Annotated in this window: 7 protein-coding genes; 3 read left to right on the top strand and 4 right to left on the bottom strand. The window is 71.1% G+C overall.

Translation table 11 applies throughout. The features are described from left to right. Positions 1–737: 737 nt before the first annotated feature. The gene (locus ACGFJ7_RS24635) at positions 738–1,484 is read left to right on the top strand and encodes an HAD family hydrolase (RefSeq protein ID WP_392644032.1); all 747 of its coding nucleotides are present in this window, start codon (positions 738–740) and stop codon (positions 1,482–1,484) included. Here the strand turns inward: ACGFJ7_RS24635 and ACGFJ7_RS24640 are convergent. The 4 genes from ACGFJ7_RS24640 to ACGFJ7_RS24655 all read right to left on the bottom strand — a co-directional run bounded on the left by ACGFJ7_RS24640 (position 1,447) and on the right by ACGFJ7_RS24655 (position 7,519). Continuing rightward, a complete protein-coding gene (locus tag ACGFJ7_RS24640) occupies positions 1,447–3,894 on the bottom strand; it encodes a DUF3488 and DUF4129 domain-containing transglutaminase family protein (protein ID WP_392644034.1) in 2,448 nt (815 codons plus the stop codon). The two genes, ACGFJ7_RS24635 and ACGFJ7_RS24640, sit on opposite strands and share 38 nt — an antisense overlap. Beyond that, entirely contained in the window at positions 3,891–5,189 is a 1,299-nt protein-coding gene (locus tag ACGFJ7_RS24645; RefSeq protein ID WP_392644036.1) for a DUF58 domain-containing protein, read from the bottom strand. Before ACGFJ7_RS24645 ends, ACGFJ7_RS24640 begins: the two co-directional genes overlap by 4 nt. A 2-nt stretch (positions 5,190–5,191) precedes the next feature. Next, positions 5,192–6,241, bottom strand: a complete 1,050-nt coding sequence (locus ACGFJ7_RS24650; RefSeq protein ID WP_360252949.1) for a MoxR family ATPase — start codon at positions 6,239–6,241, stop codon at positions 5,192–5,194. Between the two features lie 144 nt (positions 6,242–6,385). Beyond that, positions 6,386–7,519 carry a hypothetical protein gene (locus ACGFJ7_RS24655; RefSeq protein ID WP_392644038.1) on the bottom strand — a complete coding sequence of 378 codons (1,134 nt, stop codon included), beginning with the start codon at positions 7,517–7,519 and terminating at the stop codon, positions 6,386–6,388. A gap of 127 nt (positions 7,520–7,646) precedes the next feature. On the opposite strand from ACGFJ7_RS24655, the gene ACGFJ7_RS24660 reads away from it, so the two are divergent. Next, positions 7,647–10,502, top strand: a complete 2,856-nt coding sequence (locus tag ACGFJ7_RS24660; protein ID WP_360252955.1) for a M36 family metallopeptidase — start codon at positions 7,647–7,649, stop codon at positions 10,500–10,502. A 61-nt stretch (positions 10,503–10,563) separates the two neighbouring features. After that, positions 10,564–12,243: a sigma-70 family RNA polymerase sigma factor gene (locus tag ACGFJ7_RS24665; RefSeq protein WP_392644040.1), complete on the top strand. Its 1,680-nt coding sequence runs from the start codon at positions 10,564–10,566 to the stop codon at positions 12,241–12,243. Positions 12,244–12,301: the final 58 nt, after the last annotated feature.

The raw sequence follows: 12,301 nt of genomic DNA on the forward strand, positions 1-12,301 counted from the left end.
TGCCCTTCGCTGCCTTGCCCGGCGCTGCCTTGCCCTTCGCTGCCTTGCCCGGCGCTGCCTTGCCCGGCGCTGCCTTGCCCTTCGCTGCCTTGCCCTGCGGCGCCTTGCCCTTCGCTGCCTTGCCCGGCGGCGCCTTGCCCCCTCGCTGCCTTGCCCGGCGGGCCTTACCCCTCGCTGCTTGCCGCGTCGGTGCCTTGCCGCGTCGGTGTCTTGCCCGGCGGTGCCTTGCCCGGCGGTGTCTTGCCCGGCGGTGCCTTGCCCGCCACGAGCACTCTGCCCGCAGCCTGCGACCGCCGCAGCTTGCTGCCCTTGCGCTTCGCTGCCCACCCACATCCGTGCCCGGAGGCTTCGGCCCACGTGTTCGCTCGGCCCACTTGCTTCCACTGGCCGCCCGCGCTGAGTGCTCCGCTTAGGCGCCCCGGGGTTGAGGCCGTTCGCGCGGCGTGCTTTGGGCGTGCCGGGGTGAGGGCCGTTCGCGCGGCGGGCTGCTGCTTGGGTGTGCCGGGGTGAGGGCCGTTCGCGCGGCGTGGCGCTGCTTGGGCGTGCTGGGGTGGGGCCGTTCGCGTGGCGGGCTGCTGCTTGGGTGTGCCGGGGTGAGGGCCGTTCGCGCGGCGTGGCGCTGCTTGGGCGTGCTGGGGTGGGGCCGTTCGCGCGGCGGGCTGCTGCTTGGGCGTGCTGGGGTGAGGGCCGCTCGCGCTGAGGGATGCCTGTGCTGGGAGCCGTGGCACGATCGTGGCGTGATTGCGGCTGTGTTGTTCGATCTCGATGACACGTTGGTCGATCAAGGGGCGGCGGAGCGGGCGGCTGTTGTTCAGTGGGCCGCTCGGCTCGGGGTTGACGGGGGCGACGTTCCCGGTCGTTGGGCTCGGGTGTCGGAGCGGCACTACGAGCGGTATCAGCGGCGGGAGATCGGGTTTTCCGCGCAGCGGCGGGAGCGGGTTCGGGAATTTCTCGGTGCGGCTCTCAGCGACGCGGAGGCGGATGGGCTTTTCGCCGGCTATCTGGAGCTGTACGAGGCCGGCTGGGCTCTGTTTCCCGATGCTGTTCCGGCTCTTCGGCGGGCTCGGGATGCGGGGCTGGTCGCTGCCGTCTTCACCAATGGGGAGGAGGGGCAGCAGCGGCGGAAGCTGGAGTTGCTGGGGCTGCTGCCCGAAGTTGATCTGATGGTGGCCTCGTCGACGCTTCCGGCGGGGAAGCCTGATCCGCGGGCGTTCCGGCGGGCGGTCGAGTTGGTGGGAGTTGAGGCGCCGGCGGCCCTGATGGTGGGGGATTCGCTGGGTAAGGATGTGCTCGGGGCGCGGGCGGCCGGTCTGGAGGCGGTTCTGCTTGACCGGGGTGGTGTTCACGCCGAGGTGGAGGTGCCGCGGGTTCGGTCGTTGGACGAACTGGACTTTGCGGCACTGAGGACGAAAGTGCCGCCGCCCGTGGTGGGCGGCGGCACCTTTGTCAGCGACCGCGGTTGGCCAGCAGGCGGCGTGGGCTGAAGCGGGACAGGAAGTCGCGGACGCGGCTTCCGGCGCCGACCAGTTTGGCTGAGGAGTCGGCCAGGCCCAGGCGCCAGCGCATCAGGACCGACGGTGGGAGCAGGGTCGCGGTCAGGCGGGTGCGCCTGGTCGCGGAGCGGGCCAGGCCACGGCGTACGTGGTTGAGGGCCGCGGTCAGCTCGCCGCCCTGCAGCGGCTTGCGGGCGTACCTTGCCCGTTCCTCGGCCGTGCCGAGCAGGGTGGCCGAGGTGGCCGACTCGTCGATCAGCACGGCGTCGGTGATGAGGCGCTGGGCGGTGACCCGGGGGGTCTCCGACGGGTCCAGGGGGACGCGATAGTCGACCATCGTGTCCAGCAGTTCGTCCCAGGCCGCGTGCGCGTCCTCTCTGGCCTTCGTGGTCTCGGACGTCACCACCACGTCGGGGCGGCCCGACTGGGCCTCAGTCAACGCTGTCACCCGGGGGACCGTCGCCGCGTAGCGGTGGCGGCGGACCAGGACGCGGCGCAGGGCCGGCACCAGCAGCAGGGCCAGGACCAGGGCGATCAGCGCGACGATCAGCAGCGTGGTGCCCAGGTTGCTGTTGTCGCTGGTGGTCGTCGTGCCGGACGCGCCCGAATCGCTGAAGTCGGGGCGGTCGGGGCGCTCGACGCCGCCGGCCGGGCCCGACGCCTCGGCGCCGGGCGCCACCGTCGTCGCCGTGGACGGCGCCGTGGACGGCGGGAGCTCGGTGTCGGGTGCCCAGTCGGAGCGGGCGGCGCCGCGGACGCCGGCCGACGGGGTCGCGTCGAACGGGATCCAGCCGAAGCCCTGCAGGTAGACCTCGGTCCAGGCGTGGGCGTTCTTGTTCGTGATGACGTACGTGTTGCCGTCCCGGCCGTCGCCGCGGGTGAAGCCGAACGCCACCCGGGCCGGAATGCCGGCCTGGCGGGCCATCCAGGCCAGTGCCGCCGCGTACTGCTGGCAGTATCCGACCTTGTTCTGCAGGAACGACGCGATCTCGGTGCTGTTGTTCGCCGGCTGCGTCGACAGGCTGTACACGAAGCCGTTCTTGGACGAGAAGTAGTCGTACAGCGCCCGGATCTTGTCATATTGGTTGGTTTTGCCGGCGGTGAGCCGGGTGACCAGCGCCGCCACCGTCGGGTCGTCCGGGTGGGCCGTGTTCAGCCGGACGATCGGGTCGTCCGGCGCGAGCGGCTCGGCCTGGCGCAGGTCGGCCGGCTGGTAGCGGGCCCGCACGTAGTTGAACTTGTACTCCAGCTCCTTGGTGGAGTTGCGGTTGGAGTACACGACCTGCTGGTTGTTGTCGTAGAACCAGCCGCGTGCGAGGCCGTCGACCGCCACCGTGTTCTGGTAGACCGGCAGCATGCCCTGGCTGAGCTTGTTGCTGATCTTCACGTCGGCCGTGAACTGCTGGTAGCTGCCGCCCGCCGTGCCCGTGCGCGGGTCGGGCATGCCGGCCGCGACCGCCTGGCCGCTGGGGGAGCGGCTGCCGAAGCCCAGGTTGGTGAGCTGGTCGGCGACGCCGAAGCGCAGATAGAACGGCGTGGTCTCGTTGGTGGTCAGCCGTACCAGCTCGACCGTCTCGCTCTGGGTGAGGTTGCCGCTGAGCGAGGCGAACAGGTTGATCCGCCCGCCGGTGCCACCGCCGCCCGTGCCCGTCCCGGTACCGGTGCCGCTCTGGGTGAGCTGGGAGAGCAGGCCGCCGGTGATCGTCGGCACGGCCAGCGGCAGCAGCACCGCCGCGGCCACGCCGATCACGCCGAGGCGGCGGCCGGCCGCGGCCAGCGGGGACGGCTCCCACACGTCGACGTCGCGGCCGTCGCCGGTGAAGCGGCGCCCGAACCGGCGTACCCGGTCGATGTTGTCGGAGACCAGCAGCCAGAGGAAGCCGACGGCGCCGACGATGAACGGGAGGACCGGGACGCTGTCGATGTAGACCGCGACCGGCACCGAGTAGATCGCCAGCATGGGCAGGCCGGCCAGGGCCGGGCGGCGCACCACCACGGTCAGCAGGTCGACCGCGATCGCCACCGATCCGATGCCGAGCACCGTGACGAAGAGCAGGCCGTCGCGGTCGGGTACCGGCACCGCGTACGACCGGGTGTCCTGACCGGCCTGGGTGAACAGGTCGGCGAAGTGGCCGAAGGTGGACGGCGTCGGCACCAGGAACTCGTGCCCGCTGGGGAACATCCAGGTCAGCATGAGCAGCAGTACGACGATCATGCTGAGCGCCTGGGCCCAGGTGGGGAACCGCAGCGACCGCGCGGCGAACGCCGCACCGGCGATGAAGCCCACCACGAGCAGGCACATCATCAGCCATTTCCAGCTGTCGAAGATCGACGAGATCGGCGCGGCGGCGAGCAGCGTCGCCCCGGCCGCGACGAGCCCCAGTCGGCGGGGGCCGGTCATCGGATGACTCCTCCCACTGTCTCGGCCATCGCGGCCCGCCAGGCGAAGCCGCTGGAGCCGCGCGCGGCGGCCGGCCAGAGCTGCGGCAGCGTCGACCCGTGCACGACCGGCACGGAACGCCAGCCGTTCTGCACCAGGGCCAGCGCCGCGGCCGCGTGCTCGCTGTCGGACTCCTGTCGCTCGCCCGGGCTCAGGTTGACCCAGGTCGAACTGTCGATGGCGAAGCCGATGCAGGTCGCGCCGTTGCCGCGCAGACCGGCCAGCAACTCGGCCTCGGGCACGGTGAGCGAGCCGAAGATGCCGATCACCAGCCCGCCGTCGGAGCGGCGGCGGACCTGCTCGACCAGGATCGAGATGTCACCGTTCTGCGCGGTCGTGACGTCGGCCAGGGTGTCCAGGATCACGCCCTCGCCGGCCGCCTCGGCCGCGTCGATGTCGATCCCCGAGCCGGTCACCAGGCGCAGCTTGTAGCCCTGCTGGCGCAGGTGCATGGCGATGCTGGCGGCGGCCGACACGGCCCACTCGAAGCTGGCCGTCGGGCCCTCGCCGCGGTGGGCGAAGACCCGGGTGTCGAGCACGACCGTGGCCCGGCTCTCCCAGGGCTGCTCCTCACGGCGGACCATCAATTCGCCGGTACGGGCCGTGGAGCGCCAGTGCACGCGGCGCAGGTCGTCGCCGCGGCGGTACTCGCGGGTGGCCGCGTCGTCCTCGCCGTGCACGGCGACCGAGCGGGCCCGGCTGTCGCCCGTGCCCGCGTACTCACCGGCCAGCCGGACCGTCGGAAGAGTGACCACCTGGGGGATCACGACGAGCTTGTCGACGCTGGGGAACGAGCGGGTCAGCTCGCACAGGCCGAACGGATCGGTGAGCCGGATGACCAGCGGGCCGATCGGGTAGCGGCCGCGCACGTCGGCCCGGACCGTGTACGCCACCGAGCTGGCCTGGTGGGCGCCGAGGCGTTCCAGGACCACGCGCGGGCGGCTGCCCAGCGCGTACGGCAACCGGTCCTCCAGCAGCAGCGTGCCGGTGGGCAGGCGGGACATGTTCTGCAGGCGCAGGATCACCCGGGCGCTGGAGCCGACCGGGGCGCGGCCCGGGTCGAGCGACCGGGTGCAGGCCAGCTTGTAGCGGCTGCGGCCCACGTACGCGGCGGCGAGCAACGGCAGGGCCGCGAGCAGCACGGCCACCCGCAGCAGGTCACGCTCGCCGAGAATGATCGCGGAGATGCCCGCCGCGGCTGCCGCGGCGAGGAACGATCGGCCGCGGGTGGTGAGCCCGCGGAGGGCCTCCCTCATGGTCAGCGCCCCCGCGGCTCGTACTGCTGCTGCGCGCCACCGGTGTTGCGGGTGTCGTACGGCGAGCGGCTGCGGTCGTGCGGCAACGGCAGCCGGTGCACGATCTCGGCCACGATGGCGTCGGTGGTACGCCGGTTGAGCTGCGCGTCCGCGGTCGGGATGAGCCGGTGCGCGAGAACCGGCACGGCCAGCGCCTGCAGGTCGTCGGGCAGCACGTAGTCGCGGCCCTCGAGCGCGGCGAACGCCTTGGCCGTGCGCAGCAGTTGCAGCGTCGACCGGGGAGAGGCGCCGAGGCGGATCTCGGGGGCCTCGCGGGTCGCAGTGACCAGGGCGATCGCGTACTGCTGGACGGCGTCGGCCGCGTGCACGTCGCGCACGGTGGCGATCAGCCGGCGGACCAGCGCGGCGTCGGCGACGGCCCGCAGGTCGCTCAGCGGGTCGTGCGCGCCGTGGCCGCCGAGCATGGCCAGCTCGGCCCGCGGGTCGGGGTAGCCCATCGCGATCCGGGCGGTGAACCGGTCACGCTGCGCCTCGGGAAGGGGGTAGGTGCCCTCCATCTCGATCGGGTTCTGCGTGGCGATCACCATGAACGGCGACTGCAGCTCGTACGTCGTGCCGTCGACCGTGACCTGCCGCTCCTCCATGCACTCGAGCAGGGCGGACTGGGTCTTGGGCGAGGCGCGGTTGATCTCGTCGCCGACCACCAGGTTGGCGAAGACGGCGCCCGGCTTGAACTCGAAGTCGCGCGTCTCCTGGTTGTAGACGCTGACGCCGGTCACGTCGCTGGGCAGCAGGTCGGGAGTGAACTGGATACGGCGAACCGAACAGTCGATGGAGCGGGCGAGCGCCTTGGCAAGCTTGGTCTTGCCGACGCCCGGCACGTCCTCGATCAACAGGTGGCCCTCGGCCAGCAGAACCGCCAGCGCGAGCCGCACCGTCGCGCTCTTGCCCTCGATGACCTGCTCGATGTTGGCCATGATGGCAGTCGTCGCGGCGCGGAAGTCCTCGCTCGGCAGCGGTCCACCGGGCTCGTCCCAGGTCGGGGTTGTCACGGGCCTCCTCCATGATGTCCTCGCCCAGTTCCGGCATCGGGCCGCAAAGGGCAGCGCGGGCGGCCGTGCCGCCCATCCCCACAGGTTAGCCCGATCACAGCAACACGCCGACCCGTCGTCCGGCCGGACCTGACCGGCCCGACGTCATCCGGGCGCAACGGAGAGGAGTCGCAGCGTAAAGCCGCTGCCGGTAACCCTGCTCACACCCAGGCTGAGGTGGCCGTCCGCGCAGCCCTGGGGCGACAGGAGCACGTCGTCCGGGGTGCTGTCACCGAGCTGGTCGGCGGCGTAGACATCCTGTACGTCCGATCCGGGCCGCCACCGGACGAGGCGACTCGGACGATCCACGTCATTCACCAGCCAGTAGGCGTAGGGACCACAGACGATCAGGTTCTGCGGGCGCATCGGGCCGAGGTCCCGTGTCGTCGTGCCGTCCGACGCCGTCAGGGGAACCTTCGTGTCGAAGCTCTCCACGCTCTGAGCACTCCACATCCGCCAGGTGCCGAGAACGGCGTTGTCGAAGGTGCCGCACGAGCCGGCCGGCCCGATAGACCGAACCGTGTCCCCGTCGAACCAGCGGCTCGTCCGGCACGGTTTGCCGTTCACCGAACGCGTTTCGGTCCAGGTGACACCCGTGCTCGCCGAGCCCGGCCAGAAGATGACCGAGGGCGAGGCCACGCACGCGACCGGGCGGCCGCGCAGAGTCGTCAGGTCGATCTCACCCACGCAGTTGCTGAAGCCGCCATGGTTCTGGGCGAGGTAGTAGTAGCGGCCTCGCTCATCCACGTGACTCTGCGCGGCGTACGGCGACGGCTGGGGCGCTCCGGCGACCTGACTGGCCGACTTCCGGCGGCCGGTGCTCAGGTCATAGATCCACACAGTGTCCGGCTGTTTGCTCGTATCAGCCGACATGCTGTCGATGCCATCGATGTCTTCTTCGAGAATTACCGCCCGTTGGTGATACAGCGCGGTAAATGTGACGGATAGCCGCTGACGAGCGGTTCGGTGCCGGAGAACCGTTTCTCCCGTACGGCGGTCGACGATCGCCACGGCACGTCCGCTCGTGTCGGCGGGCCGGACGAGATACCGGTCGTCGGCCACCGCCGGCGCGCCGAGTTCTCCGGCCGGCACGGTGCCCAGATCGGTGATCGTCGGAGGCTCGGAAACCGGCGTCGCGATCCAAGGTGTCATCCGCACCGCCGGCGGGCCATGCGAGGCGGTGCAGGAGGCCGTCGCGACCAACGTCAGCGCCAGGGCGGCGTGGACGAGGCCACGCACTCGGATATCTCGGATAGGTAAAGAATCAGACATCGCTCTAGTTATATGTGGCGATCGGCAAGAGCATCACCCATCGATGGGTCAGTATCTGGCCCGGTCGAGAGGGGCTGAATTGAGAGCGTTATCCGTGCCATCCGCAACCAAGCGGGTGGGAGCGGCCGCCGCCGGAGTCGCCCTGCTGGCAGCACTGCTGCCGGCACAGGCACAAGCCGCGCCGCTACCCGGCGCCGTCTCCGGGGCCACCGACAGCAAGCAGCAGCGGCGAGCCGACTACGACAGCCGCGCCAACCTGGCCGCCGCGGCGGCCGCCGCGCCCAGCGCCGCCCTGAGCCGCGCGCTCGTCGCGACGCCGTCCGCCACCGCGGTGAACACCCTGCGGAACTCCCTGGGTGTCCAGGGCATCGTCGACATCGACCGCGCGACCGGCACCCCGCGCCGGGTCGCCAAGCTCGACGGGTTCCTGACCGGCCCGAGCAAGCAGAAGCCGGCCAAGATCGCGCTGGACTACATCGCCGCGCACCCCGACGTGTTCGGGCTGACCGCGGCCGACCTGGCCACCCTCGAGCTGCGCCAGGACTACGTCGACATCGAGGGCACCCACCACCTGAGCTGGATCCAGGTCGCCGACGGGGTGCCGGTGTTCGGCAACGGGCTCAAGGCGCACGTGACCAAGGACGGCCGCCTCGTGCAGGTCGACGGCTCGCCGCTCAAGGCGCTGCCGCCGTCCGCCGGCGCGGCCAAGCTGACCCCGGCCGGCGCCCGCGCCGCCGCCGTCAAGGACGTGTTCGGCAAGTCGACCGCCAAGGCCACCAAGACGGCCGCCGGCGTCACCACGTTCAGCGACAACGGCAACGCCAAGCTGGTCTGGTTCCAGACCGCCAGCGGCGTCCGCCTGGCGTACCAGACGATCGTCGTCGACGAGGGCTACGTGCACGTCGTCGACGCGGCCAGCGGCGAGGTCCTCTACCGCCACAGCACGGTCGCCAACGACACCGCCGACGCCTGGAAGAACTACCCGGGCGCGCCCAAGGGCGGCAAGCAGGAGAAGGTCGACCTCACGGCCAAGGGCTGGCTGCCGAACAACGCCCGGCAGCTGTCCGGCAACGTCGCCCACGTCTGGTCCGACGTGAACGACAACGACCTGCCCGACGCCAGCGAGGAGGTCGGCCCGTCCGGCCTCAAGACCTGGAACTACCCGTTCGTCGACTTCAACGACGAGGTGGGCGGGCTCTGCTCCGACGCGTACCCCTGCTCGTGGGACCCGGAGACGCCGAACTCGTGGCAGGTCAACCGCAAGCAGAACGCGGTGCAGCTGTTCACCTTCCTCGGCACCTTCCACGACCACCTCAAGTCGGCGCCGATCGGCTTCACCCGGGCCGCCGGCAACTTCGAGGCGCAGGACGGCGACGCGGTGCAGGGCCAGGCCATGGACGGCGCGAACACCGCGAACGGCCTGCCCGACGGCGACCACACCGACAACGCCAACATGAACACCCCGCCGGACGGCATCCCGCCGGTCATGCAGATGTACCTGCTGACCCCGGGACCGGGCTCGGTCGCCGCCAACACCGGTGACGAGTCGGACGTGGTGTTCCACGAGTACACGCACGGCCTGTCCAACCGCCTCGTGGTCGACGCGGCCGGCAACTCGACGCTCAGCCAGGTGCAGGGCGGCTCGATGGGTGAGGCCTGGAGCGACTGGTACGCCTCGGACTACATCTTCAGCAAGGGCCTGGAGAAGGACGTCCCGAACAAGCCGGGCGACGTGCTGATCGGCAAGTACTGGACGGCCGGCGACACCATCCGCACCGAGGCGCTGGACTGCACGGTCGGCGCGTCCGCCACCGTCTGCCCGGGCACTCCCGGCGCGGGCCCCGGCGGCTACACCTACGGCGACTTCGGCAAGATCTACGCCGGTGGCCCCGAGGTGCACGCGGACGGCGAGATCTGGGCGCAGACCCTGTGGGACCTGCGGACCGCGATCGGCAGCAAGGCCTCGCAGTCGATCGTGACGCGGGCCATGGAGCTCAGCCCGTCGAACCCGTCCTTCCTGGACATGCGCAACTCGATCCTCGCCGCCGACCTGGTCGTCAACAAGGGCAAGAACGCCAAGACGATCTGGAAGACCTTCGCCAAGCGGGGCATGGGCTACTTCGCCGCCGCCATCGACGGCGACGACGCGCAGCCGGTCGAGGACTTCTCGATGCCGCCGTCGGCGAACACCCCGCGGGGCACGCTGACCGGCAAGGTGACCGACCAGGACACCAAGGCGGCGGTGAGCGGCCTGACCGTCGCCTTCGGCGGTCACGCCTCCGGCTTCGCCGGTGACTACCGGGCCACCACGGCCGCGGACGGCACCTACAAGATCTCCGGCATCATTCCGGGCACGTACGCCAAGGTGTACGCGCGCGGCGCCGGCTACGACATCGTGGTGAAGACGCTGTCGATCAACTCGGGCACCAAGACCGAGAACTGGTCGGTCCGCAAGGACTGGGCGGCCTCCTCGGGCGGCGGCTCGATCGTCAGCTTCACCGGGCCGGACTACACGCCGTACGGCTGTGGCCCCGGTCAGCTGATCGACCAGTCGCAGATCTCCGGCTGGGGATCGGACGTCGCGGCCGGCGGCCAGAACGCCGTCATCCGCCTCTCCGGCGCCGTCGACATCTCCGAGTTGGTGATCAACCCGTCGGCCACCTGTGGTGACGACGAGACCGCCTCGACCGGTGACTACCGCGTCGAGACCTCGAAGGACGGCACCACCTGGGCGGTCGCCGCGAGCGGCGCCTTCCCGGCCGGCACCGTCACGCCCACCACGGTCGCGCTGGCCGCGGGCACGGGTGACGACGTCGCGTTCATCCGGTACACGATGCTGACCACGCAGGGCCAGAACGCCGGCCTCTGCCCGGCCGGCCAGCCGCCCGCGTACAGCGGCTGCGTGTTCCAGGACTCGACCGAGCTGGCCGTCTACGGCCCGGCCGCGTAGTCAGAAGCGCTGAAACCCGGTTGCTGCCCGCTTTCCCGGCGGGCGGCAGCCGGGTTTCGTCGTGTTCACCGACTTCTTCCACGACAGCGGGACGCAGTTGGTACGTCTTGCCTACCTGCTCCTGGGCGAGCGGGGCGACGCCGAGGATGTGGCGCAGGACGTCTTGGAGCAGTTGTACCGCCGGTGGGCCGACGTGCGGCCGGACACCGCCATGTCGTACGCGCGGACCGCGGTGGTGAACCGGTCGCGCAGCCTCCTTCGCCGTCGTGCGGTGGCCCGCCGGTTCGCGCCGCGTCTGGCCCGGCCCGAGCAGGCCGATCTGGTGCCCGTCGAGGACGGGTGGCTCTGGAACCTGGTGCAGGACCTGCCCCGCCGGCAGCGTGAGGTGGTGGTGCTGCGGTACTGGTGCGATCTGGGCGAGGCGGAGATCGCGCGGGTGCTGAACATCAGCGCCGGAACGGTCAAGTCCAGCGCGCACCGCGCTCACGCCCGGCTCGAGGCCGCACTGAAGGGGGGAGCAGTGATGGACGAGCTCGATCGGCGCCTGACGAACGTGCTGACCAAGGCGGGCGAGCGGATCGACCCGGCGACCGTACGTCTGCGGAACCCGGCCACCGAGCCGGAACCGGGCCGCCGTAGTAGGCCCTGGCTGGTGGCGATGACGTCGGCCGCGGCGGTCGTGGTCGTGGTGGCGGGCCTGACCCTGGGGATCCGGTCGAACGGCGGTGGCGGGCAGCCGGTCGCGACGGCCGCGCCGTCCGTGACCACACAAGGCACGGCGGACGGCGCGCATCCGTTGTGGACTCTCGGCGTCTCGGAGACGTACTCCCAGACGTTCGACAAGCTGGTTCCGGGCGGCCGGATCACCGCGCCGGTGCCGCGCACGGTGGATCCCGAGCTGGCGCCGGAGCTGGCGAAGCAGCCGACGCTGGTGACCGGGGCCGGTCCGGTCCGGTTTCCCGGAGCGGCGGCGGTGCACCTCCTGGAACGCCGCGACAACGGCGTCTTTGTCGCGGTGACCGGCGCCAAGGGCGGCGACGGACTGTTCGACGTCGATTTCGTGCTGGTCGGCGCCGGCAATTCCCGCCGCACGATCCTGCACGCCGCTCAGGCGGGCAGCGTGGCGATCTCCCCGAACGGAACGATGCTCGCCTTCACCAGCGGCGGGGCAGGCGAGCCAACGGTCAAACTGGTGGACGTTTCGTCCGGCCGGGTCGTCCACCAGCTTGCGGGTCGCTTCACCCAGGCGGCGTGGGCCTCCGACACCGCCCTTCTGCTCAGTGGAAAAAGTGCCGTGGCCTGGCGGGCTCCCTGGACCGGCGGCGGCGAGCGAACCCCGGTTCCCATGGGACAGGCGATGAGCGTCCCCGGAGGGATGGTGGCTCTGGACGACACCTCCGGCTGCCTGTTCAAGCTGGACGGCAATGCGACCATCACCATGGCCGACTGCAACGGCTGGAAGCTCGGCGGGCAGGTCTCCCCGGACGGCCGGCTCGTACCGCTCGAGTGGGCCAACGGGAGCACGACGCAGCACGGCGTTCTCGACCTCGACCGGAACCAGGTCCGGTCGTGGCCCGTGCCCGGCCTCAACCCGTCCTGGCTGGGGCCCACCGAGGTGCTGCTGACCGAGGACACCGTGCAGGACGCCCCGCGTACGGCCCGCTGCGATGTGACCGCCGGCACCTGCGTGCTGGCGGAGGACGACAGCGTCCTGAACGGCGCCGACTGGATCGGCCGGTAGCCCGCAGATACCGGTCGCCGCTCCCGGGTGGCGACCGGTATTATGCAAGGCATGGCTC

Source organism: Actinoplanes sp. NPDC048988 (assembly GCF_043197815.1).
Taxonomy (GTDB): domain Bacteria; phylum Actinomycetota; class Actinomycetes; order Mycobacteriales; family Micromonosporaceae; genus Actinoplanes.

Excerpts from the sequence above, each read along its gene's own strand:
- ACGFJ7_RS24640 (WP_392644034.1), bottom strand. The coding sequence starts at position 3,894 with ATGACCGGCCCCCGCCGACTGGGGCTCGTCGCGGCCGGGGCGACGCTG.
- ACGFJ7_RS24645 (WP_392644036.1), bottom strand. The coding sequence starts at position 5,189 with ATGAGGGAGGCCCTCCGCGGGCTCACCACCCGCGGCCGATCGTTCCTC.